This window comes from Methylobacterium sp. ARG-1 (assembly GCF_001262595.1).
Classification (GTDB): Bacteria; Pseudomonadota; Alphaproteobacteria; order Rhizobiales; family Beijerinckiaceae; genus Methylobacterium; species Methylobacterium brachiatum.
Map to the genome: position 1 here is coordinate 155588 of NZ_LHCD01000006.1, position 24851 is coordinate 180438.

The window sequence follows — 24851 nt, forward strand, 5'->3', positions numbered from 1 at the left end:
GCGACCCGGTTACCGCACGCGAATTGCGGCGGATTAGCGAGGAGAACGGATCGGACGCTCGATCACGCCCGTACCTCGACCGACCACCCGGGTCATGACCGCTGCCGATGGCGACCCTGCGGTCAGCTTGGGGCAACACGGTGTCCAACCGGTTAAGCGGGTTGGCGGGCAGCGGTGACGACGTCTGGCCTCTCCGGCGGTCAACGAAGGCAGGGCAGGACGAAAGCGGCCCTCTCGCAGAGCCGGACCTTCCGCAGAATGACTGTGTTACGACGTCTGCTACGAGACGCCGGACGCTCAGCGAAACGCCTTGGCTTTGTTCCAACGAAGTGGGTGGGGGATTTGCGACGGTAGCGTTTCGGGCCTTAATCGGCGCTCCGGACACAGCTCGGAAACCGAGATCCATGTTTCGATCGCCATCGAACACCCCCGCGAGCGGAACCCGGCATCGAACGCTCGCCAGCCGGCTCCCCTGGGCCATGGTGTGGCTCGCGCTCCTGGGCGTACCGGCGGACGCGGCGGACGACACCGCCCTGTGGACGGTCTACGAAACCGCCTTGAAGCGCGCGAAATACGTCGATCTCACCCATACGATCACGCCCGCGATCCCGGTTTGGGCGGGCTTCGGTCCATCCACCTTCGCGCGGGCGCAGGCCGTAGCTGATCTGCCGGATTTCGCGAAGGGGGGCGAGCCCTTCACCTTCGAGAAGAACGGCTTCGAGGCGACCCAAATCCGGCTCGCCACCGACCAGCTCGGCACCCAACTCGATCCGCCCGCGCATTGGGCGCCGGAATACCCCGCCATCGACGAGCTTCCTCCGACCTACGCGGTGCGTCCGCTCGTCGTGATCTCGATCGTAGATTCCGTGCGGGCGGACCCGAACTACTCGCTCCAAGTCGCCGACATCGCGCGCTGGGAGGCGGCCCATGGCCATATCCCGGAGGGCGCCGTGGTCTTCGTACGCTCCGACTGGTCGAAGCGCTGGCCGGACCCGGCTCTCGCGACCCTCAAGCAGTTTCCCGGCGTCTCGCTCGCCGCACTCAAGTTCCTGCACCTCGAGCGCAAGATTCTGTTCCACGGACACGAACCGCTGGACACCGACTCGACTCCCACGCTGGAGGGCGAGCACTGGCTCATGCACAACGGTTACGCCCAGGCAGAAGGCGTCGCCCATCTCGACCAAGTGCCCGAGGCCGGCGCCCTTGTTGCGATCGGCTATCCGAAGTTCGGAGGCGGCACCGGAGGCTATGCGCGCTACGTCGCCATCTGCCCGCCAGACTGGCCGCATGGCGTCGCGATCGGCCCTGCCGATGCGCCGCTGCCCAAATGGGACAGTAAACTGCGATTCGATCCGGCCGCAGGCATGCGGATCCGTTGACCGACCGCCGCCGCCGAGCGGGTGACCCGTTTCGAAGCCACGGATGCACCGCCGCGCGCCCGCAATCGATCGCGCGATGCCGAGGGGAACTCCTTTGGACTGGGCTCGCGTTCGGACAGCGGGTTCGCTGCGCGTCCCGCCTGATGACGGCTTACGGCGATCGGCGTTTTAACCGGCCGCCGTCGGATCCTGGCCAAGCACCCGCCGCGCCTCGGCGAGCAGCACCGGGTGCCGGACCGATTGCGGGCCGGCATCGGGGGTCTCGCGCCCGAGCCGGGCGATGCGCAATTTGAACAGGCGCCGGCGCAGCCCGAATCGGCCGATGCTGGCATTCAACGCCAGCAGAACTGTCCGCACCGCCTCGGTGCGCTCGCGCTCCTCGACGATCTCGGCCTTCAGCACGGCCTCGCGTCGCAGGGCCGCGTCGAGTTCGAGACGCACGGCGGCGCGGGACGCCTCGTCCTGCCGCGCGGCTTCGAGCTGCAGCCGGCATTCCTGCAGCGCGCTGAGGATCATGAGCTCCTGCGCCGACGCATCCCGCATTGGTTCCTCCCGACGCGCGAGTCCCGGCGGACAACCCGGCGCGCGCCCGATCCCTGTCACGATATCGGTCCCGGCCTGCGACCGCGTGTGGACCGTCATGGGTTCGCCATACCGGTGCCGGGCTCTAGCCGGAAGCCACCGCGCCGCGATATCGAAGCCGCGATCAACGATCAGAAAGGGATCGACGACGTGCGTTGCAGGATTGCCGTGGCCCTCGGGGGCCTCTTGCTCGGCCAAGCTCTGGTCGAGCCAGCATCGGCGCGGGTCGAGCAGCTCGACACGGTGAACTTGGTCGCCTGCGCCCAGGACGGCGGGGTGTGCCGGATGCCCTACCCGACCAATGTCTATTACGGCGTGCCCGGCAAGACCAACGGCCGGCCGTTCCCGCAGGGCGGCATGGTCCCGTGCAACAGCCAGACGTTCGGCGATCCCGCACCGGGCCAGCCCAAGAGCTGCTGGTACGCGCCGCGCCTGAGCGAAACCCTCGGTGGCGGCCCACGCGCTCGCGACCGCGACGACTACGACGACCGCCGGCGCGACGATTACCGGCGGCGCGACGATTATCGCGACGGCCGCGACTACGACCGCTTGCGGCCGCGCCGGTCCTACGACGAGGATTACGGCCCGCCCCGGCGCAGCTACCGGGATGACCGGGACGAGTATTGATCGGTCGGCGGCGAGATCAGTCTCGCTGCCATATCCGGGCTGTTAACCGGCTTCCGGCATCGTTCGGCTCGCGAATCTTGGCTTCGCGGGCCGGGTGGAGGTTGCGATGACGGAGGATCGCCGCGGGGCATTCCGCAAGAATGCCTTCACGTTCGGCACATTGCTGCTCGGCTGCGGCGAGGTCGGCTGCCTCGTTTGGGACGCGACCGAGACGGGCGCGCAGATCGAGGTCGAGAGCGATCAGGCGGTGCCAGACCGATTCCCGATCCGCCTCGCCGAGGGCGCAGACCCGCGGCCGGCCGCGGTGGCCTGGCGGCGGAGCCGCCGGATCGGCGTCGCCTTCGAGGGCTGACCTCTGCCGCTCAGGTCGTCGCCAAGGTCGAGCGCGGCCGGGGCCGGCTCGCCAGCCGAAACAGCTTCGGGCGCACGAACAGCAGGTTGAGCGGCGTATCGCGCACCAGCCGCTCGAGTGCCAGCGGCAGCAGGAGGGCGGCGGCCATCACGATCAGGCCGGCAAGACCGATATCCGTCACCAGGCCGGTGCGGACCAGAACCTCGCGGGTCGCGGCCATCGGCAGCGAGAAGGCAAGATAGATCACGATCGAGCGTTGGCCGCAGATCCGCAGGGTCTCGGCCAGGACGCCGCCCGCCCGTTCGATCAACGCAGCCGTGACCACGATCGCCAGGGCGCCGGCCGCACCGAGGGCGAGGCTGACCAGCGGCAGGCTGGCCAGCGTCGGGTAGACCGGGTTGCCCGTCGCCGAGAGGGCGAGCCATCCCTCCAGGCCGGCCCAGGCGGCGAGACCACAGAGGGCGAGGCCGACATGCCGGCGGGCATCCTCCGCCAAAGCGAAGATCCGGCCCGCGAACAGGTAGCCCGCCACGAAGTAGACATAGCGGCCGCAGAACTCCTCGATCAGGGTCGCGTCGCTGCGAATATCGGCAATCTGCAGGAGGGCGGCACCGGCCAGCAGGAGAGCCCCCGGGCATCGGCGCAGGGTCTTGGTTACCACCGAGAAGACGGCCAGCAGGTAGACGAACCACAAGCTGGAATACGGTTCGATCAGCGCGTGGCCGAGATGCGCGGCGAACGCCCCGGGCCCGGCTTCGCCGACGAGGCTGCCGTATCGGGCCGCCGACTGGATCACGAGCCAGAGCAGGTAGAAATACGCGAAATGCACCACCCGGCGGTCGGCGAACAGGCGCCAGTCCCGGTCGATTACCCGGCCCAGGAACAGGCCGGACAGGAGGAAAAAGTCCGGGATCCGGAACGGCTTGGCGAAAGCCACGACGGGGTGGAGGAACCCCTCACCCCCCATCGCCAGGCCGGTGCCGATGACGGAATGCATCATCACCACCAGGAGGATGCAGATCCCCTTGGCGACATCGACCCAGGCCAGCCGGCCATCCGCGTCCCCTGCCCCGCCCATCACGCCACTCCGAGACTGAGGCGAGTTTGCGCCGTGAAGGTTGACGGGGATGCGTGAGCCGGGCCGTAACCTCAGGATGTGCTGAGCGCCGGGTAAACGGCCCGCTCAGTCCCGGCGCCGGCCGGCACGGCGGTCCCGGGTCATGCGCGTCGCGGCGTAGAAATCGTCGGGTTTGCCGCGGATCCAGACCAGGAAGCGCGCGATCTCGGGATCGGCCCGCAGCGCGTCCACGTCGGCGAGGCGCTTGGCGATCTCGGCCTCGCTGTAGCGGGCATGAATCGCCGAATGGCAGATCTGGTGCAGGCGGACCGTGCCCTGGTGGGTGCCGCCCTTCAGCTTCGGCGTGAGGTGATGCAGGCTGGAGCGGGCGCGCGGCGGGATCGATCGGCCGCAGAGCGGGCAGACCGGATCCGCCCGGGGGACGGCGCCGGGCATCTCCGGATCGTCGGCGTTCCAGCGCCGGGAGCGGCGTCCGACCAAGCGATCCCTCCTCTTAACCCAATCAGGGCACGGCATGGTCCGCAGAAAGACCGGCCGCCCCGATGCGACCGCGAAACACCGCCTCGACCTCGCGATCCCGGGCGCCGAAGATCGAGACGTGATCGCCCGGGACCAGCACGAACCGCGCCCGCGGCCCCGCGGCCGCGGCCAACGCCCGCGCGAGCTTGGCCGGCACCACCGGGTCGTCGGTGCCCTGAACGATCAGGACCGGCTCGGTCCCGCCGCGGATGCGCAGGTCCGAGCGGTAGGTGTCGCGCAGGAGCCAGGACGGGGCCAGCGGGACATGCAGCCGCACGGCATGGGCGAGCGAGTCGAACGGCGCCTCGAGATAGAGCCCGATCGACGCGATGCGCCCGGCCAGCGCGACCGCCACCGCGGCCCCCAGGGAATGGCCATGCAGCAGGATTGGCGCCCCCGGTGCTCGCTCCTGTACGGCCGCGATCGCCGCCGCCCCGTCGCGGATCAGCCCATCCTCGCTCGGCGTCCCGGTCGAGCCGGGATATCCGCGATAGGCGGGGGCCAGCAGGCCCCACCCGGCGGCCCGCCAGGGATCCGCGGCGAAGCGGGCGGCATGCGGCTCCGGCTGGGACCCGTTGCCGTGGAAGCTGACGATGACCCCGCATCCCGGCCTCGGCGCCCGCCACAGGGCGAAAAGCCGCTCGCCATCCTCCGTGGTCAGGGTGATCGGCTCGGTCCCGGGCGGGGTGAAGCGGCCGATCGCGGGCTCACCCTTCCAGGCGGCGCCGGGATAGATCAGCCGCCGCTGGAACACCGCGAGTGCGATGAGCGCGGCCAGATAGATCAGGGCCACGACGGCCAGCAGCAGGAGCAGGATGCGCATCGGCGATGTTCGGAGGGGTCAGGCGACGAAGGTAAGGGCCGCGTTTCACCTGCCCAGGAGGCAGATCCGTTCCGACAGCGCGCGGCCTCACCGCATTGTCGATGGGTCTGGCAGCGGTCCGCCGGAGCATTCAGACCGAGTCCCACTGTCCTGTCAGGCTCTGCGCTTGCCGCAGCATTGACAAACCCTTTGCCGGGGCCGAGTCTTGAACCGTTCCGAGGGGGGCCCTGCAGAGGGCTGAGATTGGGCACGCTGCCCTGACCCTTGAACCTGATCCGGCTCATACCGGCGGAGGGACGGGAACCTGCGGCTGCACGCGTGCGGCCGGATCTCATCTCAGCCATCGCGTGGTCCGGAGCACTCCAACACGAGGAGAGGCCCACGATGAACGCACCCGTTCTTCCCAAGGACGTGAAAGGCAGCCCGGAGACCGTGACCACCGGTCCGGTCACCGGATCGCGCAAGGTCTATGCGAGCCCGGCGGGCCGGTCGGACATCCGCGTCCCCTATCGCGAGATCGTGCTGTCCGACCCGAAAGAGGAGCCGGTGCGGGTCTACGATCCGTCGGGCCCCTACACGGAGACCGACGCGCGCATCGACCTCACCGCCGGCCTGCCCGGCGTCCGCGAACCCTGGATCGCGGCGCGTGGCTACGCCGCCGTTGAGCCCCGCGCGGTCAAGCCCGAGGATAACGGCTTCGCCGGCGACAAGCTCGTGGCCCCCTGCCCGGCCGAGCGGACCATCCGCAAGGCGGCGCCCAGCCAAATGGTGACGCAGTACGAGTTCGCCCGCGCCGGGATCATTACCGAAGAGATGATCTACGTCGCCCACCGCGAGAATGCCTGCCGCGACGCCATGCTGGCGGGCGCCGAGGCCACGCTCGCCGACGGCCAGAGCTTCGGCGCCTCCGTCCCGCCGTTCATCACCCCCGAATTCGTGCGCGACGAGATCGCCCGCGGCCGGGCGATCATCCCGGCCAACATCAATCACACCGAACTGGAGCCGATGGCGATCGGCCGGAACTTTCTGGTGAAGATCAACGCCAATATCGGCAACTCGGCCGTGACGTCGTCCGCAGCTGAGGAAGTCGAAAAGCTGGTCTGGTCGATCCGCTGGGGCGCCGACACGGTCATGGACCTGTCGACCGGCCGCAACATTCACAACATCCGCTCGTGGATCATCCGCAACAGCCCGGTCCCGATCGGCACCGTGCCGATCTATCAGGCGCTGGAGAAGGTCGGCGGCGACCCGCTCAAGCTCGACTGGGAGGTGTTCAAGGACACGCTGATCGAGCAGGCCGAGCAGGGCATCGACTACTTCACGATTCACGCTGGCGTGCGCCTCGCCCACGTGCCGCTGACGGCACGGCGCGTCACCGGCATCGTCTCGCGCGGCGGCTCGATCATGGCCCGCTGGTGCCTCGCCGGGCACCGGGAATCGTTCCTGTACGAGCATTTCGACGAGATCTGCGACATCATGCGGGCCTACGACGTGTCGTTCTCGCTGGGCGACGGCCTGCGCCCGGGCTCGATCGCAGACGCCAACGACGCCGCCCAGTTCGGCGAGCTGGAGACGCTGGGCGAGCTGACCAAGGTCGCCTGGGACAAGGGCTGCCAGGTGATGATCGAGGGACCCGGCCACGTGCCGATGCACAAGATCAAGGTCAACATGGAGAAGCAGCTGCGGGAATGCGGCGAGGCGCCGTTCTACACCCTCGGCCCGCTGACCACCGACATCGCCCCAGGCTACGACCACATCACCTCGGGCATCGGCGCCGCGATGATCGGCTGGTTCGGCACCGCGATGCTCTGCTACGTCACCCCGAAGGAGCATCTCGGCCTCCCCGATCGGGACGACGTGAAGACCGGCGTGATCACCTACAAGATCGCCGCCCATGCCGCCGACCTCGCCAAGGGCCACCCGGCCGCGCAGCTGCGCGACGACGCGCTCAGCCGCGCCCGGTTCGACTTCCGGTGGGAGGACCAGTTCAATCTGGGCCTCGATCCCGATACGGCTCGCCGCTACCACGACGAGACCCTGCCCAAGGACGCCCACAAGGTCGCGCATTTCTGCTCGATGTGCGGCCCGAAATTCTGCTCGATGAAGATCACGCAGGATCTCCGCGCCGAGGTGCTGGCGATGGAAGAGGCCGGCGCGGTGGTGGGCGCGTCGCCGATCATGTCCAAGGCCGAGGCCGAAGCCGGCATGCGGGCGAAGTCGCAGGAGTTCCTGGCCGAGGGCGGCAAGCTCTACGTCGACGCCGCCGAGTGAGGGCTGGGCACGCCCCGTCCGTTCAGGGCGGGGCGTGCCGGTCAATTTGTTCTGATCCGGTAACCGGATCTTCATCGCGTGTCCGGACAGGCAGAGCCCATCCCGCCCAGCAGGGGCCGGCGTTAACGAACGCTTAGGCGCCACATCCGCTGAATCCCCCGATCACAGGATCGTAGGAGATCAGCCATGGATATCCGTCCGCTCAGTGCGACGACGCCGGGGCCGCAGGGTCTCGACGCCCTCGCGGCGTCGGCGGCGTCGGCCGTCACGCAGCAGAACACGTCGGCGCAGCAGGACGCGACCACCCCGCTCGAACCCGCGGTAAAGCTCGACATCGCCCCTGCCGGCGACAAGGCGCGCTACATCCAAGATCCGGACACCAGTTCGATCGTGTTCCAGGTGGTCGATCCGAATTCCGGCACCGTGATCGATCAACTCCCGAGCGAGACGGCGTTGCGCAACCGCGCCTACGACGCCGCGCGCGAAGCGCACGAGGCCCAGCCCGGAAAACTTTCCCGCGTCGCCTGACCCAATCCCAGCTCCGCACGTCACGTCGCGGATGCCACGGCCCGCCGATCCTGTCGAAACCGTAAAACCCCGTTTGACGCCATCGCCGCGGGGCTGCTAGATCGGTTCCGTACACGGGCGCGCGGAGCCCCGACGACGCTGCGGCCTCGTTGGTGCTGAGAACACCGCACCGATCGTGTCGCGGGCGTAGTTCAGTGGTAGAACGTCAGCTTCCCAAGCTGAATGTCGTCGGTTCGATCCCGATCGCCCGCTCCAATTTCAACAGGCACTTAGTCGGTCCTGGTGGTATCCCGAAAACCAGAGATACCACTAGGATACCACCAGACCAGATGCACGGGCCTTGCGGCCCCCGATTCGAGGGCGATCCTCCCCTCAACTGTCGTAGCGGCGCTGCTCGTCTAACCGCAGGACGCCGCCACTCCGCTGGCGGAAATCCGGGGAGGCCAAGTTCCCGGGCGGCGAGCCGTAAATCTGGATAAAGTCTCGACAGGTGGCATCGGGGGGCTCGAGCCAACCCGGGCCCTCTCGCTTACGTCAGCCGGACCCCGAGCGTGGGAGAGCCGGCGCCTTCGGGCCTGCGGGCACGGTCCCCGGAAGGGGTCAGGGTATCCCCGAGAGCTTCGCCCCGAGGCCGATCCCGGCCGGACGGTCATCGAAAGGGGACCGCGCTCGTTTCAGGCTGCCGCCAGCATGGCTGCTGTCGCGAGCCGGGCCTCCCAGGTCGACATGGCCGCCTCGTAGTCCGGGTACCTGAAATACCGGGTCATCCCGCGACCGGACGACGTAATAGGCCACAACATGCTCTACTCGGAGCTTGGCCGGGAGGCTTGCCACCGGTCACGCTGCGGTCTCGTCGTTGGCCTCCTGCATGGAGGCCAGTGAAGCCTCAAGGCGGCAGACGAGGCCGGTCGGAGCGTAGGTGAGCTTGACCTCGCCACCTACCTCGGCGGCGAAGCTGCGTTCGATCAGCCGCGAGCCGAAGCCGCGCCGAACGGGCTGGCTCAGGATGGGCGGCCCGCCGTGTTCGGACCAGGTCAGGCAGAACCGGGGCGCCTCGCCTTCGTGCACCACGTGCCAGCGCAGGTCGACCGACCCAGAATCGTTCGAGAGTGCCCCGTACTTGGCCGCGTTGGTGGCGAGTTCGTGCAGGGCGAGCGCCAGGGCGAGAGCCGGCTTGGCGGCCAGGGGCACGTTCGGCCCGCTCGCGCGGATGCGGGATGCTCCGCCACGATGGACCGCCAGGGCCCCTTCGACGACCTCGGCGATGGGCGCCTGCGACCAGCTCGACTGGGTGAGGATGTCGTGCGCGCGACCCAGCGAGATCAGGCGGGCCGAGAAGGCCTCGTTGGCTGCGGCGAGGTCGGAAGCGTTGCGGAAGGTCTGGCTGGCGATGGCCTGGACCAGTGCGAGCGTGTTCTTGACCCGGTGCTGCAGCTCGCCCGTGAGCAGGCGCTGGTGCTCCTCGGCACGCTTGCGCTCGCTGATGTCCAGCATGGCGCCGATCATGCGCACCGCGCGGCCTGCCGGGTCGCGGATGACGTAGCCGCGGTCGAGGATGTCCGCGTAGGAACCGTCCGCGCGCAGGAAGCGGTACTCGTCCGACCAGGCCGAGCCCAGGCCGTCGATGACCGTGTGGATCGACCGGTCGATGCGTGGGCGGTCGTCGGGATGGATGTGGCCGATCCACCAGTCCCCGGTCGGCTCGACCGCGTCCGGGGCGTAACCATGCGCCTCGCCAAGGGCCTCGTTCCAGAGGACGTGGTTGGTGGCGAGGTCCCAGTCCCAGATTGCGTCGTTGGTGGCGCGCGAGGCGAGCCTGTAGCGTTCCTCGGTCTCGCGTAAGGCCTGCTCTGCGCGGCGGCTCTCGGTGACGTCGTGCGCGAAGCCGATGAGGCGCACCGGCCGCCCATCCCGGAACAGGGTCTGGCCCTTGGCGGACACCCAGCGCTCGGTCCCGTCCTCCAGGGCCACCGTGCGGTACGTGATGTCATAGACGCCGTCGCCCGCCGGGTCGATTGCCGCGCGCACGGCCTCGTCCGCCCCGGCATGGTCGTCCGGGTGCACGCGGGCAAGGTGTACGGCCAAGTCGACGGGGGCGTCCGGCGCCAGGCCGTAGAAGGAACGGAGGCGGGCATCCCAATTCAGTTCGTTCGAGACGAGGTCGAAGTCGAAGTCGAACACGCCGGTCCCGGCCGCCTCGACGGCGAGGCGCAACTGCTCGCGCGCCCGGCGCAGCTCCTCCTCGGCCTGGCGGCGGTCGTGGATGTCGCTGTCGCTGCCGAGCCAGCCCACCACCGTGCCGCCGGCGTCGCGCATCGGCTCGGCCCGGATCAGGAACCAACGGTACTCGCCGTCGCGGCGCCGCAGACGGGCCTCGGTGTCGTAGAGGACCTCGTTCGTGCGAGCATGCTCCCAGACGTTCAGCAAACGCTGCAGATCGTCGGGATGGATGACTTCGCCCCAGCCGAGAGGCAGCGCCTGCTCCGGCGTCTGACCGGTGTAGGCATACCAACGGTCGTTCAGGTAGCTGAGGCTGCCGTCCGGGTTTCCGAACCAGATGATGGCCGGCGCGAGCTCGGTGAGCGTCTTGAACCGTTCCTCGGCGAACTTGCGCTCGTGGATGTCGAGCGAGGTGCCGATCCAACTGCGCACCGCCCCGTCGGCGTCGCGCAGGGGCTGGGCACGGGACAGGAACCAGCGGTACTGCCCGTCGGCCCGGCGCAAGGGGAACTCGACCTCGTAGGGCCGCCCCGATCCGGCCGCCGCCAGCCAAGTCGCGCGCGTCGACTCGCGGTGGTCGGGATGGATCGCGCCCATCCAGCTCGCCTCCCCGGTCTCGCCGGCGGGCAGGCCCGTGTAGTCGTACCAGTAGGCGTTGCAGTAGGTGACGTTGCCCGCCGCATCACCGAACCAGACCACCTGCGGGCTGACCTCGACGAGCGAACGGTAACGCATCTCGCTCGCCTGCAAGGCGGCGCCACTCTCCCGCTGCTCGGTTCGGTCGCGCAGGATCTTGAGGAAGCCGATGGTCTCGCCCGCCTCGGTCCTGAGCGGCATCATCTCGCCGGAGGCCCAGAAGCGGGTGCCGTCCTTGCGCATGTGCCAGCGCTCGTCCGGAGCGCTGCCGTGTTCAAGCGACAGCCGCATCTCGGTGCCGGGCCGATCCCGGGCACGGTCCTCCGGAGTGAAGAACGCCTCGACCGTCCGCCCGAGCATCTCGGCCTCGGTCCAGCCCAGGATGCGCTCGGCGCCTTCGTTCCAGCGGGTGACCAAGCCTTGCGGATCGGTCGCGACGATGGCGAAGTCGGTGGCGCTGTCGAGGATGCGCTCGTGGAGCAGGCGCTGCTCCGCCTGCTCCCGAAGTGAACGGCGCAGCTCCATCTGCGCCATGGCCTGGCGGGCCAGCCGCATCAGGCCGCGGCGTTGCCGGTCGCCGAGTTCGTGCGGCTTGGTGTCGAGGACGCACACTGTGCCGACCGGATGGCCCTCCGAGGTTTTGATCAAGGCACCGGCATAGAAGCGCAGGCCGGGCTCGCCGGTGACCAGCGGGTTGCCCTCGAAACGCGGGTCGAGCGTCGTGTTGGGGACGTATAGGAACTCCTCCTGCAGGAGGGTCTGCCGGCAGAACGACGTCTCCAGCGGGGTCTCGCGCACGCCGAGCCCGACCTCGGCCTTGAAGAACTGGCGCCCGTCGCCGACGAGGTTCACCACCGCGATGGGCGTCTCGCAGAGGTCGGCGGCGGCCTCGGCGATATCGTCGAAGTCCCGTTCGCGCGGGGTATCGAGCAGGCGGTAGCGGTCCAGGGCGCGCAGGCGAGCGGCCTCGCCGGTGCAACCGCCATCCTCGCCGTTGTCAGGCTCGATATGTCCGTGGGGTACCATCCTAGCGGGATTCCGATGGGAAGCGGCGGCGCTCCGGGGAAGGCGCGACCTTGCCGAGAATACGCCCGAGCTGGTCGGCCGAGTAGGGCTTGTGCAGGAGCTCAAACCCATGCAGCCCATCCTGGGCGAGCACGTGGCTGTAGCCCGATGCCAGCAGCACCGGCAGGTCCGGCAGCCGGCGCTGCAGGATCTTCGCCAGCTCGATGCCGCCCATGCCGGGCATCACCACGTCGGAGAACACCGCGTCGAAGCCGGCACCGTCCGAACCGAGCTTCTCCAGCGCCTTCTCGGCGTTGGGCGCCCAGGTCGTCCGGTAGCCGAAATCCTCCAGGATCTGGGTCGCGAAGCGTCCGACCTCGACGTTGTCCTCCACCACCAGGACGCATTGTCCGTCGCCGGTCGGGAACGCCTCCCCGTCGCGGGCCGCCGCCGGCTCGTCGCGGATCACCCCCTCGACCTCCGGCAAGTAGAGCGTGAACGTGGTTCCACGGCCGGGCTCGCTCTCGACGTCGACGTCGCCGCCCGACTGCTTGGCAAACCCGAACACTTGGCTGAGGCCGAGCCCCGTACCCTGGCCGACGGGCTTGGTCGTGAAGAACGGCTCGAAGATGCGCCCGATCTGCTCGGCTGCGATGCCGCTACCGGTATCCATGATCGAGACGGCGGCGAAGGGGCCTGGTGCAGCGGCATGGCCGCGGATCGGCGGCAGCCCCCCGGCGCAGGCCAGCCGCAGGGTCAGCGTGCCCTCGCCATCCATGGCGTCGCGGGCATTCACCGCCATGTTGATCAGGGCGGTCTCGAACTGGCTGAGGTCGGCCCGCACGAAGCAGGGCCCGTCCGGAACCTCGGTCACGACGCGGATGCGCGCGCCGGTGATGGTGTCGAGCATATCCGCCACCGCCTGCAACTGCGCGCCAACCTCCAGGATCTCGGGCTTGAGCGTCTGGCGCCGGGCGAAGGCCAGCAGTTGCCCGGTAAGCTTGGCGGCGCGGTCGACCGTGTCGGAGACCGCGTCCATATAGCGGTTCCGCCGCTCCTCCGGCAGGTTCGGCCGACGCAGGAAGTCGACCGACGAGCGGATGATGGTGAGCAGGTTGTTGAAGTCGTGCGCCACGCCACCGGTCAACTGCCCGACGGCCTCCAGCTTCTGCGACTGGCGCAGCGCCTCCTCGGCATGTTCGAGTTGAACGGCGCGCTCGCGCTGGTCGGTCACGTCGCGGGCGACGCAGTAGAGCAGTCCCTCGACCGGGACCGCCCGCCACGACAGGGTGCGGTAGTCGCCGTCGCGCGTGCGGAAGCGGTTCTCAAATGCGAGCGTCGAATGCCCGGCGGCAAGCCGCCCAACCTCCGCCCGCGTCGCCTCGCGGTCGTCCGGGTGCTCCAGCCACTCGGAGGTACGCCCGATGACCTCGCCGGACTTCCAACCGAGGATGGTCGTCCAAGCCGGGTTGATGCTCAGCCACATCCCGTTGCCGTCCGCCACCCCGAGCATGTCGTGGCTGACCTGCCAGATGCGGTCGCGCTCCTGCGTGCGGGTCTCGACGTGGTCGGCGAGGGTGGCGTTCAGGGCCTCCAGCGCGGCGGCGCTCGCCCGCCGTTCCTCCTCGGCCTTCACCCGCTCGCTGATGTCGCGCGAGACGCCGACCAGCTTGAGCTCGCCCGTGCCCTCAAGCCGAAACGGCGCGAAGCTCGCTTCCCACCAACGCGGCTCCCCCTTGGCGGTCGGGCAGAAGCCTTCGGTACGCGCGATCTCACCGGCTGCGGCGCGGCGGACGGCATCCCGGATCTTGGTGCGCTCGTCCTCCGGCCAACGGTCTGCGAACTGCTGCCCGAGCACGTCCTCCAGCGAACCGAGCTGGCTTATCGCGACCCCGCGCTCGTTCATGTATTCCAGCCGCCCCTCGGCCGACAGCACCTTCACGCAGTCGGGGCTCGCCGCGAGGATGCCCCGAACGAACGCCTCGCTCCGAATGGCCTCGTTCGCCGAGGCGTTGCGCCGGCGCGCATCGACTTGGAAGGCGATGAGGTCGGCGAACATGCGGAAGGTGCCGATGACCTCGGGCCGGTCGACGGACGCCGGCTTCGGGTCGATGGCGCAGAGCGTGCCGAAGAACGTGCCGTCGGGCAGCACGATAGGCATCGAGACGTAACTCTGGAACCCGTAACGTGCCGGGGTCGGGTGGTCGCAGTATGCCGCGTCCTCAGCCACGTTCTCGATCACCACGGACGTCCGGCTCTGCCGGATCTCGTGGCAGATGGTTGAGGCGACCTCCAGCTCGCCACCTGGCTCAAGGCCAAAGGCGATGTCGTCCTTGACCCGACAGGCGATCCAGCGGTCCTCGGTGACACGCGCGACGGCGGCGAACCCCATGCCGGTGACACGGCAGGCCACATCGAGGATGATCGGGACCGCCTCGATGCTGCCGACGAGGTCGATGTCGGCCTGACAGTCGTGCGCGGAGCCGACGCGCGCGAGGGTGCTCATCGGGCCTGCCGGCCGGCGCCGGGCGCCGTCGGCCGGGGGGCGACCAAGTCACGCTCCATGAGGAGGCGCAGACCGGCCCGGACCACCTCGCTGGCGTTGGAGTAGTGGCCCGAGGCGACCTGTGCCCGGATATAGTCCTCCAGGACGGGCGTCAGCGCGATGTTGCGGGTCGGGGTACTGGACATGGGCGGACCGTCCCACTCCAGCGAACGAGTGTCAAAGATTGCCAGCTTCGGCGTCCCGGAAATCGCTTGGGCATCATCGTCGCAGCTTATCTCGGGACGACATTCGCGCACGCAAAGCGTCTTCTACCTGACGGTGCTCGGTCGGTCCGTCACCGACGTGCCAGGACCAATCACAGCCAATGTCGGTGGCTGGCCAGCACGCGATTTCCAACGGTCTGGCTTGAGCGGCAGCGGAACTAAATCGGTCGGGACCGCCGCCTCGGCTCCGCCGCCATGACAACCAGGACGGCAAGGCTGGCGGCCACCGCATCCTCGGCAAGGCCCCGGGAGCGGCCCGCCGCCGTACGCGAGTCCCCGCCCCGTGCATGCCGCCCGAGGAGGGTGCCTGCGACTGAACCTGCGACCCCGGCCAGCGCGCCGTATTCGGGCGAGGCGCGCCGACTGGCTAAGGCCCACCCTCCGAGGGCACCGACGGCGAGCCGAAACGCGAAGGAGGGCGGGATGCGGCGGTCGGGTGCGAACGACATCTTGTCCCCCACCATCTCGGCCACGGCGGTAACAGTGGAGAGCGCCCGCGCGCCCGGTCCACCCGGTATGAAGTCGTCGCGCGTCCGGCCCAGCGAGGCAGCCCACGTCAGCGCGGCGCAGGCGGACATGCTGCGCATGCCTGCCACGAACCCGATGCCGAACGAGGGTCCGTAACCGCGCATGCTCACAACCCTTCGCCCAAGAAGTCGAACAGACGGTGAAGCGGTGACGGCGGCTACAGTTCCGGATCATCACTCGGCCTGTTCCTACGCCGGCAGATGTCCGATAATGGGCTATGACATGCTGAACTGAGGGCAGCCTGGACGCGGCCGGTGAACGGAAACGATGTCGTACGAACCGCGGCGCGTTGCGGTCGCTGCGACTTACCGCGAGGGTTTCCGGTTCGCCATGCCTGGCGCAGGAGCCTTCGTCCGCCCCAATGGCGGCAAGGGGTAAAAGGGGATGCATCGCATCGGCGCCTGGGCGCGTTTCCCGTCCCGATCTCATTGACGGATGGCCCCCGCCTCGCCGCCGCAAGCCGGAGCGACTTATGAGTGACGGCTACCCCTCGATGACGGCGCTGCTGGGCCTGCTCGCGATGGCTGGCTACCAGAACAGGGACAAGCTCGCGGAGCTGCTCGGCGGGGTCGGCCAAGGTGCGCCGGCACCGTCCGTCCACGGGGCCGCGCCCGGCGGTCAGGGCGGCCAGGGTGGAGCCCTGGGCGGAGGTCTCGGCGGTCTCCTCGGCAATCAGCGCAGTGCCGGGCCTGGCGGCTTCCTGAACAGCGGCCTGGGTGAGATGCTGGAGCGCTTCCACCAGGCCGGGCACGGGCCCGCCGCGCAGTCCTGGGTGAACCATGGACCGAACCAGGAGATCGCGCCGCACGACCTGGAGCAGGCCATCGGGCCCGACGTGCTGGCGACCCTGACGCAGCGCACTGGCTTGTCCCGAGACGAGTTGCTGTCGCGCCTCACCCGTGACCTCCCGCAGTCCATCGACCGGTACACGCCGGACGGCCGGATTCCGGTCTAGCCAAGTCACGCATCCGCCGCAGCCGGGCCTGGTATGACGCCGAGCGCCGGCCGCGGCGGAACCGATGCCGACCGCGGACGGTCATTCAAGGCGGCTCCCCTCCGGTACGGATGAGCGAATGGCCGAGCCTTGGTCGGTGGACCTCGACGAGCTTCTCGACTGCCTAATCGTGGGCGGCGGACCGGCCGGCCTGACTGCCGCGCTCTACCTGGCCCGCTTCGAGCGCCGCTTCCTTGTGGTCGATGCGGGAGATTCTCGCGCCTCCTGGATACCGACCAGCCACAACATCCCGGTCTTCGCCGACGGCATCTCCGGGCGGGAGATCCTAACCCGCCAGCGTGAGCACCTCGCGCGGTACGGGATGCGCGTCGTCGCGGGTGCCGTCAGGGCGTTGCGCAAGGACGAGCGTGGCTTCACAGCCCGCATCGAGGCGGGCGTAGGAGCCGTGCGCGAGGTGCGGGCGCGCCGGGTGCTCCTCGCCACCGGCGCGGACGACGTGGAGCCGGACCTGCCCGACCTGCCCGACGCCGTCCGGCGGGGCCTCGTGCGCTACTGCCCGATCTGCGACGGCTACGAGGTCCGAGGCAAGCGCATCGCGGTGATCGGCCATGGCGACAGGGGCCTGGGCGAAGCAGTCTTCGTGGCCCGAACCTATTCCCGGGACGTGACCCTGCTGACGCTGGGCCAAGGCATGGACCTCGACGCGAGTGAGCGCGAACGCGTGTACAAGCACGGCATCAAGGTCGTCCACGAGCCGGTCGTGGACCTCGACATCGAGGACGGCAGGCTCACGCGGCTGCGCACGGAAGGTGGGGAGGAGCACCGCTTTGAGGTGCTCTACTCTGCGCTCGGGCTGAAGCTGCGGGCCGAGCTCGCGTTGGGACTTGGTGCCGAGCACGACGGGACCGGAGCCCTCGTCGTCGACGAGCACAACCTTACAACGGTGCCCGGCCTTTACGCCGCGGGCGGCGTGGTGCGCGGCCTCGACCAAGTCGTGGTCGCAATGGGCCACGGGGCGATGGCCGCAACCGACATCCATAATCGCTGCGAGTTGCCCACCGAGGAGGAGGTCGACGGGGCCGGACGCAGGGAGGTCCCGCCCTGAGGCCCCGAAGCGGTCCAGGATGCCGCAGGCGTCTCGCCCAAACACTTCCAGGCCTTCGGGGTTCTTTCAGGGCGCCCGTACAGCGAGGGTCCGGTCGCGAAGGAGGCCATGACTGTCAAGCGTAATCAGCTTTGCCGGCACTTGAAGCGGCTGCACGAGATGGTCGCCGACCGGCCATTGTCGGACATCCCGACACTGGCTGAGGTGCTGTTCGACCGGTTGGTCGCCTTCGAGGCGGAGGCCAAGGCCGGCGGGGCCTCCGCCGAGACGCTCGGTGCTATCTCAAACGCACGCTTCATGGCCGGGATTGCCACCCTGTGCCCCTGGTTCCCGGTACCGCGGGGACACTGATGGAGAGTTGGCCACGTGAGTTCAGCACAACCCGCACTCCGGTTCCTGGTAGCCGCGAGCGAGACGCCGGAGGCGCGCGAGAAGTGCCGCGACAGCGTGGGTCGTTCGTCCGGTGAGACCTACCTCGACATCCTCCATAAGCTTGCGCCGGGCGCCGCCTGCGACCGCGTCCAGCCCGCCGACGCCGACGCCGACGCGGCGCTGCCGCCTGGGGCCACCTTGGCCGGCTGCGACGCGGTGTTCCTGACCGGCTCGCCGCTACACCTCTACGAGGAGAGGCCCGAAACCCGGCGCACGGTCGCCTTCATGCGGTCCGTGTTCGCCTCGGGCACGCCCGCCTTTGGCTCCTGCGCCGGGCTGCAGGTCGCGACGGTCGCCGGCGGCGGCAGCGTGCGTCCGAACGCGCGCAGCTTGGAGGCAGGTTTCGCACGTCGGATCACGCCGACCGAGGAAGGCCACGGGCATCCGCTCCTGGCGGAGCCGCCCGCATCCTACGACGCGCCGGCCATTCACACGGACGAGGTCGAAGCGCTGCCGCCCGGGGCCACCCTGCTCGCCGGAAACCGCCTGACCGCCGTTCAGGTCGCCGAGATCCGCTTCGATGGCGGCGTGTTCTGGGGCGTGCAGTACCATCCTGAGATCGGCCTGGACGAGGCGGCCGGAGCCCTGCGCCGCCAAGGGGACAGCTTGGTCGAGGCGGGGCTCGCGCGAGGCAAGGACGACGTGGAGGCTTACGCGCGACAGGTGGACGACCTCCATCGGGAGCCCGGGCGTCGCGACCTTGCATGGCGCCTCGGCCTCGACGAGCAGGTCACCAACGAGCGGCTCAGGCTTGCCAAGATGCGCAACTTCGTCGGTGCGCTCAACCGCCTCGGTCGGGAGGGTATGCTGGGGTAAGTCTAGGAGGGGATGTCCGCCGGCTCTCGACGACATCGGCGACGCTGCCTGGGACGGAGCCTGTCACAACCCTCGAAGCGCGGAGGCAAGGATGCCGGAACACACACGCGACCTCGCCCTGGTCTTCGCCGGCGGCAATGCCGTCGGCGCCTACCATGCCGGCACCTACGAGGCGCTCCATGCGCACGGGCTCAGGCCGGACTGGGTCGTGGGCGCCTCCATCGGCGCGGTGACAGCCGCTATCATCGCTGGCAACGCGCCCGAGGACAGGATCGCCAAGCTCCGGGCGTTCTGGGACGAAGCGACCCTCCTTACCGGGCCGAGCCCGACCGGGCTGCTCAAGCCGCGCCAGGTGTATAACGGCCTCCATGCCCTCCTGGCGCTCGCCTGGGGTCGCCCGAGCATCTTCCGCCACCGGCTGCCCGGACTCTGGTCGGCCCTGCCGTGGGTGCCCAACGATGTGGCCCTGTTCGACAATGCCCCCCTGCTACGGACGCTCGAACGCCTCGTCGACTTCGAGCGGCTGAACCGGGGCGAGACCCGCCTGACGGTGGGGTGCGTGGACATCGAAACCGGGGAGGAGGTGTTCTTCGACACCGCCCGCCAAGCGGTCCGGCCCGAGCACATCCTCGCCAGCACGGCTATCCTACCGGCCTTCCCGCCCGTCGAGGTGGACGGGCGTGTGCTGTGCGACGCGGGCTACACGAACAATCTACCGCTCGATCCGCTCTTCGCGACCGAGCCCATGCGGGACCTGCTCTGCATCGCCTCGGACCTGTTCTCCTTGCGGGCCCCGCGGCCTGCCTCCCTCGACGCGGTCTTGGAACGCGCCAATGACCTCATCTTCGCCAGCGCGCCGCGCCGGGCGATTGCCGGCCTCCGACGCGAGTATGAACTGCGGCAGCGGCTCGACCCCGCGGGGCCGGCGGTGACGCTGCTCCACCTCGTCTATCAGGCAGGCGCGGACGAGTTAGCTGCCAAGAGCTTCGACTTCTCGCCGTCCTCGATCCGCGACCGCTGGGCCGCAGGCGGTCGCGACGCGGTCCGGGGCCTAGGGTTGCTGGCCCCGGACGAGCGCGGACACGGCCGGTTCAAGTACCTCACCCTTCCCGATAGCCTCGGTCCACCGAAGGGCGCGGCATCTCAGGCGGCCTCCGCGTTGGCGTAGTGGCGGCAGTGCTGCAGGTAGCTGACATCGTGCCGACCGGAGAACTCGACTACGCCCCCGCCAGAGCTAGCTCGGCGCCAGCTCCCCGCGCTCGGTGCCTCGCAGGACTCCGTCCCGCCAGCTTCAGCGGGCCGCCTCGTCCATCTGCTGCCCGCTATGCGGGACGCGCGAGAACGTCGCGGACTCAGCCAAATGCCACCTACGAACGTTTCCCCGGGAGGTCGCTCCATGCGGCTCCAATCTTTGATCGAGGTGAACGAGAGCATGAGGAAGATCGCACTTTCAGCCCTCGGGGCAGTTATCGCCGGCAGCACGCTCCTGGGTGCAACGGCTTCCCGGGCGTCGGACTACGGCTACGACGATTACGATGCGCCTCGAACGGTGGTGACCCGACGCACGGTGGTGGAGCGCCGCGTCGTCGTTCCACAACGCGAGGTCGTGCGCGAGGTGGTCGTCGAACGTCCCGCCCGACGGGTCGTCCGTGAGGTCGTCGAGGAACGCCCGGTCGTGTACCGGCCTCGAACGGTCGCGCGAGACGTCGTGGTGGAGCGCGACGGCTACTACGGCCCGCGCCGGTTCGGGCCACGCCCGGTCGGATACGGTTATGGTCCAGCCTTCGACCCTTACGACTAGGATATCGAGGGCCGGCTTCGTGTGAGGCCGGCCCTCGTTCCTTCCAGCAGGAACGGTCAGGCCGGTTCACCATCGGCGGCCTCCTCAAGCGGCTGAGGTTGGCAGGTCCATCGAGCGGCATGTCAGAGGTGGCAGCTTGCGCCTCGTGCGGTGTCCTATCCCGGTAAGATAGCCTTCGAGCCAAGCGGTCGAGACTTGGCCTAGGCCACGGTTGGCCCGCAGCTTCAAGCGGCCCGCTGGCGGATGGCGCTGCGCAGGACCCGCGTGAGGTCCTCGATAGCGTAGGGCTTGTGCAGCAACTCGAAGCCGTGGCTCCCCTCCTGGGCGAGAACGTGGCTATAGCCGCTGGTCAGCACCACCGGCAGGTCCGGCAGGCGCCTGCGGATCTCCTTGCCGAGTTCGACCCCATTCATCCCCGGCATGACCACGTCCGAGAACACGGCGGCGTACCGGTTTGGATGCTCCTCAAGGAAGCGCAGCGCGGCCTCCGCGTTTGGTGCCCAGGTGGTCTCGAAGCCGAGCTCGGACAGGAGCTGCGTCGAGAACTGCCCGACCTGCTCGTTGTCCTCGACGACCAGCACGTGCCCGTGCCCGCGCGCCTCGTCGGAGGCCGCGCTCTCCAGGGCGGCCTTGGCGACGGCGGCAGGAACCCGAGGCAGGTAAATCTTGAACGTCGTACCCTCACCCGGAGTGCTATCCACCCCGACCTCGCCCCCGGACTGCTTGGCGAAGCCGTAAACCTGGCTGAGGCCGAGGCCCGTGCCCTTCCCAACCTCCTTCGTGGTGAAGAATGGTTCGAAGATCTGCGCCAGCTTCTCCGGAGGGATGCCCGTGCCCGTGTCGGTCACGTACACGGCGACGAACTCACCCTCGGCGGCACTGTGTCCCCTGACGCCCGGGATGGTTTTAGCTGGCTCGACCGTGATCCCGAGCCGGCCGTTCCCGTCCATCGCGTCGCGCGCGTTGACGGCCATGTTCACGAGCGCCGTCTCGAACTGGCTTGGATCGGCCTCGACGTAGCAGATCTCGCACTCGGTGTGCGTGGTCAGCTCCACCCGGGAGCCCACGACGGTGCGCAGCATGTCGGCGATGGCATCGACCTGCTGCCCGACGTTAAAGACCTCGGGCTTGAGTGCCTGCCTGCGTGCGAAGGCAAGGAGCTGGCTGGTCAGCTTGGCGGCGCGGTCCGCCGTCTCGGAGATGGCCTCGGCATAGCGTTGCCGGCGCTCCTCCGCGAGTGTCGGTCGACACAGCATCTGCGCCGCCCCACGGATGACGGTGAGCAGGTTGTTGAAGTCATGGGCGACGCCGCCCGTGAGTTGGCCGATAGCCTCCAGCTTCTGGCTCTGGCGCAACGCGTCCTCGGTCTTCAGGCGGGAGGCGACCTCCTGCACGACGCGGTGCTCCAGCGTCTCGTTGAGCTGGCGCAGCATGGCCTCGGCCTGCTTGTGCGAGCTGAGATCGTGCATCGCGCCCACCGCGCGCACGGCCCGTCCACGGCGGTCCCGCAATACCGTGCCACGGTCCAGGATCTCCGCATACGTGCCGTCTTGGCGCTCGAACCGGTACTCGGCCGTCCACGTATCGCTCTTGCCCTTGATGGCGGCCGTGATGCCGACGACAACCCTGGCGCGGTCATCGGGATGGATCTTCGCCTTCCACCACGCGCCGGAGGGCCCCACCTCTTCCGGCTGGTAGCCGAAGAGCGTCTTTACGGCCTCGTTCCAGCGGATGTGATCCGTGGCCAGGTTCCAGTCCCAGATCGCGTCGTTGGTGGCATGTGCCGCGAGCCGGTAACGCTCCTCGGTCTCCCGCATCTCTTCTTCCGCCCGACGCCGCTCCGTCTCGTCGCGCGCCACCTTGAGGAAGCCGATCTCCAAGCCGGAAGGGTCGCGTAGGACGTTGTTGGATCCGCTGACGAAGACGCGACTGCCGTCCTTGCGCTGATGCCAGCGCACGTCCGGTGCGTGGCCGTCCCGCCTGGCCGTCGAGGCCTCCTCCGCGGGCACGCCGGCATTGCGGTCCTCATTCGTAAAGAGAAGGTCGCCTGACTCCCCGATGATCTCGGGGGCGTCGTAGCCGAAGGTGCGCGCGGCCCCGGGCGACCAGCTCGTCACCCTGCGCTCCGGGTCGAGCGTGAGAATGGCATAGTCGGTGGCCGAATCGAGGATGAGCTGCAGGCGCTGCTCGCGCTCGCGCAGGCGCCCCTCGGCTTCCTTGCGCTCGGTGACGTCGAGCACGAACTCGATGGTACCGTCCTCGACCTTGCGCGGCGCGAACAACCCCCACCAGCGAGTGCCGTCCTTGCGGTAGTATTGCTTCTCGTACGGAACCGCCTCGCCGAGGGTGAGCACCTGTTCGACGGCGCGCTTCGAGGCCGGCCAGAACTCATCGGGTGTCAGTTCCTGCCAGGTCTTGCCGAGAGCCTCCTCCCGCGAGAAGCCGCTCATCGTCAGGAAGGCCTCGTTCACCTCTGTCAGGCCGAACTGCGGCCCCCAGTGGATGATGCCGACCGTCTTGATCGCGAGCGCTGCCCGCACCCTGTCGGCGACGAACTGGCGCTTGCGTTCGGCCAGCACCTGCTCGGTGGTTTCCAGGCAGGCGCAGAAGAAGCCGGCGACTTGCCCGTCCTCGCATCGGATGGGGGTGTAGGAGAAGGAGAAGTGAGCCTCCTCCGAGACGCCGTTGCGGTGCATGACCAGCGTGATGTGGTCCATCTGGACGGCCTCGCCGGAGTAGGCGCGCTCGACGAGGGGCGTCAGGTCCCGCGCGATCTCGGGCCAGACATGGAGGAAGTCCTGGCCGAGCGCTGCCGGATGCTTGTCTGCGAGGATGGCAGCATAGGGCTGGTTGTAGAGGAGGGTGCGCCGCGCTCCCCAGACGATGAACATCGGCTGGGCAGAGCCGTCGATGACATCGCAGAGGGTCCTCAGCGCGACCGGCCAAGTTCGTGGCGGCCCGAGCGGCGTCGGGCTCCAGTCGCGCGCGCGAGTGACCCTTACGGGTTTCGCGACGGGGATGTGCGGGAGAGTCGATCTGACTTCGGCGTCCATGCGGATAGTAAAGCTCGCCGAGCCCTGGAAGTTGCCCATGGGACCGGCGCGGCAGCGGGTTAAAGGTAAGCTGGTTGGGCCCGATTTGTGCCACCAAGCATCGGTCCACTGGAACCGTTCAACGAGGGGTGACCTGACCGGCTGGCTTTGGATCGGGCTGATTGAGAGGATCAGCCTGGATCAGAGGAGTTGGGAATGAAGCGAGGACGGAGGCCGAGCGCGGAGCAGGTCGTGCTGATGCTGCGCCAGATCGAGGTACAGACGGCGCAAGGCAAGAGCATCGCCGTCGCGTGCAAGGAGGCGAATGTCTCCGAGCAGAGCTACTACCGTTGGCGCAAGGAGTATGGCGGCCTGAAGGTCGATCAAGCCAGGAAGATGAAAGATCTGGAACACGAGAACGCTCGGTTGCGCCGCCTCGTGGCCGATCTGTCCTTGGAGAAGCAGGTGCTGGCGGACGTCGCCTCGGGAAACTTGTAGCCCCCGAGCGACGCCGGCAGGCGGTCGACGGTATCCGAGCCAAGTACGGCCTCTCGGAACGTCACGCCTGCCGGATCGTCGGCCAGCATCGGGGTACGCAGCGCTACGTGCCCACCCTGCCGGCCGACGAGGATGCGCTGACCCGAGCTATCGTCGCCTCAGCGTCCGAGTATGGGCGCTACGGCTACCGCCGCGTGACGGCTCTGCTGCAAGCAGACGGGTGGCGGGTGGGCAAGGATCGGGTTCAGCGCATCTGGCGTCGCGAGGGGCTGAAGGTCCCCAGCCGACATAGACCCCGCAGCCGGCTCTGGTTGAACGACGGCTCGTGCGTGCGGCTGCGGCCGCTTCACCGCAACCACGTCTGGAGCTTCGATTTCGTGCAGTACAGACCCATGACGGGCGCTCTCTACGCATCCTGACGCTGATCGACGAGCACAGCCGGGCGTGCCTGGCGTTGAAGGTGGCGCGGCGCATCAACAGCGTCGGCGTGATCGAGGCGCGAGCAGAGGCGATATGCCTGCATGGCATTCCAGAGCACATCCGCTGCGACAACGGCCCTGAGATGATCTCGAAGGCGTTGCGCAAGTGGGTCGCAAAGACCGGATCGCAGATCCAGTACATCGCCCCGGGCTCGCCGTGGGAGAACGGGTACTGTGAGAGCTTCAGCGGCAAGCTTCGTGACGAGTGCCTACGCCAGGAGATTTTCTACTCGCTGAGAGAAGCACAGGTCGTGATTGGCCTATGGCAGAACACCTACAACCGTGTCCGGCCGCATTCGTCGCTGGGCTACCGGCCGCCCGCGCCTGTCAGCTTCCCGGATCCGGCCTACCGGCTACCCATGGCCACTACCATGCAGTAGCCTCGCAACTAGCCCGGTCCAAAATACCGGTCAGGT

The 24851-nt window shown here is 68.6% G+C and carries 20 protein-coding genes, 1 tRNA gene, 1 pseudogene and 1 riboswitch; of the genes and pseudogenes, 13 read left to right on the top strand and 9 right to left on the bottom strand.

The genetic code is table 11. The annotated features are described in order from the left end of the window. The first annotated feature begins 404 nt into the window (after positions 1–404). Positions 405–1379: a cyclase family protein gene (locus AKJ13_RS09255; protein WP_082316899.1), complete on the top strand. Its 975-nt coding sequence runs from the start codon at positions 405–407 to the stop codon at positions 1377–1379. A 168-nt stretch (positions 1380–1547) separates the two neighbouring features. On the opposite strand, the gene AKJ13_RS32595 is transcribed toward AKJ13_RS09255, so the two are convergent. Beyond that, positions 1548–2159, bottom strand: coding sequence for a hypothetical protein (locus AKJ13_RS32595; RefSeq protein WP_244471561.1), 612 nt, complete (start codon positions 2157–2159; stop codon positions 1548–1550). Here AKJ13_RS32595 and AKJ13_RS09265 point away from each other — a divergent pair. After that, positions 2130–2588 (top strand): hypothetical protein, encoded by a 459-nt coding sequence (locus AKJ13_RS09265; protein WP_082316902.1) that lies wholly within the window; start codon positions 2130–2132, stop codon positions 2586–2588. The genes AKJ13_RS32595 and AKJ13_RS09265 overlap by 30 nt on opposite strands. A 106-nt stretch (positions 2589–2694) precedes the next feature. Next, entirely contained in the window at positions 2695–2940 is a 246-nt protein-coding gene (locus AKJ13_RS09270) for a hypothetical protein (protein WP_050733064.1), read from the top strand. A gap of 10 nt (positions 2941–2950) precedes the next feature. Here AKJ13_RS09270 and AKJ13_RS09275 read toward each other — a convergent pair whose 3' ends face one another. The 3 genes from AKJ13_RS09275 to AKJ13_RS09285 all read right to left on the bottom strand — a co-directional run bounded on the left by AKJ13_RS09275 (position 2951) and on the right by AKJ13_RS09285 (position 5360). Beyond that, positions 2951–4018, bottom strand: a complete 1068-nt coding sequence (locus tag AKJ13_RS09275) for an acyltransferase family protein (protein ID WP_050733065.1) — start codon at positions 4016–4018, stop codon at positions 2951–2953. Between the two features lie 105 nt (positions 4019–4123). Further along, on the bottom strand, positions 4124–4498 hold the full coding sequence (locus AKJ13_RS09280) for a hypothetical protein (RefSeq protein ID WP_007561344.1): 375 nt from the start codon (positions 4496–4498) through the stop codon (positions 4124–4126). A 22-nt stretch (positions 4499–4520) separates the two neighbouring features. After that, positions 4521–5360 carry an alpha/beta hydrolase gene (locus AKJ13_RS09285; protein ID WP_050733066.1) on the bottom strand — a complete coding sequence of 280 codons (840 nt, stop codon included), beginning with the start codon at positions 5358–5360 and terminating at the stop codon, positions 4521–4523. A gap of 208 nt (positions 5361–5568) precedes the next feature. Next, a riboswitch (TPP riboswitch) is annotated at positions 5569–5674 on the top strand. A gap of 70 nt (positions 5675–5744) precedes the next feature. On the opposite strand from AKJ13_RS09285, the gene thiC reads away from it, so the two are divergent. The 3 genes from thiC (at position 5745) to AKJ13_RS09300 (ending at position 8414) form a co-directional block, all read left to right on the top strand. After that, positions 5745–7631 (top strand): phosphomethylpyrimidine synthase ThiC, encoded by a 1887-nt coding sequence (gene thiC / locus AKJ13_RS09290; RefSeq protein ID WP_050733067.1) that lies wholly within the window; start codon positions 5745–5747, stop codon positions 7629–7631. 186 nt (positions 7632–7817) lie between these two features. Then, a complete protein-coding gene (locus tag AKJ13_RS09295; protein ID WP_050733068.1) occupies positions 7818–8159 on the top strand; it encodes a flagellar protein FlaG in 342 nt (113 codons plus the stop codon). Positions 8160–8339: 180 nt separating this feature from the next. After that, positions 8340–8414, top strand: a tRNA-Gly gene (locus AKJ13_RS09300). Between the two features lie 582 nt (positions 8415–8996). Here the strand turns inward: AKJ13_RS09300 and AKJ13_RS09305 are convergent. From AKJ13_RS09305 to AKJ13_RS32600, 4 genes are all read right to left on the bottom strand, one after another. Continuing rightward, the gene (locus AKJ13_RS09305) at positions 8997–12041 is read right to left on the bottom strand and encodes a PAS domain S-box protein (RefSeq protein WP_050733069.1); all 3045 of its coding nucleotides are present in this window, start codon (positions 12039–12041) and stop codon (positions 8997–8999) included. A 1-nt stretch (position 12042) separates the two neighbouring features. Further along, on the bottom strand, positions 12043–14526 hold the full coding sequence (locus AKJ13_RS09310) for a PAS domain-containing protein (protein ID WP_064774611.1): 2484 nt from the start codon (positions 14524–14526) through the stop codon (positions 12043–12045). After that, positions 14523–14711, bottom strand: a complete 189-nt coding sequence (locus AKJ13_RS09315; protein ID WP_050733070.1) for a type II toxin-antitoxin system ParD family antitoxin — start codon at positions 14709–14711, stop codon at positions 14523–14525. Before AKJ13_RS09315 ends, AKJ13_RS09310 begins: the two co-directional genes overlap by 4 nt. Positions 14712–14947: 236 nt before the next feature. After that, on the bottom strand, positions 14948–15421 hold the full coding sequence (locus tag AKJ13_RS32600) for a hypothetical protein (protein ID WP_050733071.1): 474 nt from the start codon (positions 15419–15421) through the stop codon (positions 14948–14950). A 368-nt stretch (positions 15422–15789) separates the two neighbouring features. On the opposite strand from AKJ13_RS32600, the gene AKJ13_RS09325 reads away from it, so the two are divergent. The 6 genes from AKJ13_RS09325 to AKJ13_RS09350 all read left to right on the top strand — a co-directional run bounded on the left by AKJ13_RS09325 (position 15790) and on the right by AKJ13_RS09350 (position 20426). Then, positions 15790–16272, top strand: a complete 483-nt coding sequence (locus AKJ13_RS09325; RefSeq protein WP_050733072.1) for a YidB family protein — start codon at positions 15790–15792, stop codon at positions 16270–16272. 118 nt (positions 16273–16390) lie between these two features. Then, a complete protein-coding gene (locus tag AKJ13_RS09330; RefSeq protein WP_050733073.1) occupies positions 16391–17377 on the top strand; it encodes an NAD(P)/FAD-dependent oxidoreductase in 987 nt (328 codons plus the stop codon). A 108-nt stretch (positions 17378–17485) separates the two neighbouring features. Then, complete coding sequence (locus AKJ13_RS09335) at positions 17486–17728, top strand: hypothetical protein (protein ID WP_050733074.1); 243 nt, start codon at positions 17486–17488, stop codon at positions 17726–17728. Between the two features lie 15 nt (positions 17729–17743). Further along, complete coding sequence (locus AKJ13_RS09340; protein WP_050733075.1) at positions 17744–18625, top strand: type 1 glutamine amidotransferase; 882 nt, start codon at positions 17744–17746, stop codon at positions 18623–18625. Between the two features lie 91 nt (positions 18626–18716). Beyond that, the gene (locus AKJ13_RS09345; protein WP_050733076.1) at positions 18717–19793 is read left to right on the top strand and encodes a patatin-like phospholipase family protein; all 1077 of its coding nucleotides are present in this window, start codon (positions 18717–18719) and stop codon (positions 19791–19793) included. Positions 19794–20021: 228 nt separating this feature from the next. Beyond that, entirely contained in the window at positions 20022–20426 is a 405-nt protein-coding gene (locus tag AKJ13_RS09350; protein WP_244471562.1) for a hypothetical protein, read from the top strand. Positions 20427–20650: 224 nt separating this feature from the next. Here AKJ13_RS09350 and AKJ13_RS09355 read toward each other — a convergent pair whose 3' ends face one another. Further along, positions 20651–23518: a PAS domain S-box protein gene (locus tag AKJ13_RS09355; RefSeq protein WP_244471563.1), complete on the bottom strand. Its 2868-nt coding sequence runs from the start codon at positions 23516–23518 to the stop codon at positions 20651–20653. A gap of 156 nt (positions 23519–23674) precedes the next feature. On the opposite strand from AKJ13_RS09355, the pseudogene AKJ13_RS09365 reads away from it, so the two are divergent. Further along, positions 23675–24815: pseudogene (locus AKJ13_RS09365) on the top strand (IS3 family transposase). Positions 24816–24851 lie beyond the last annotated feature (36 nt).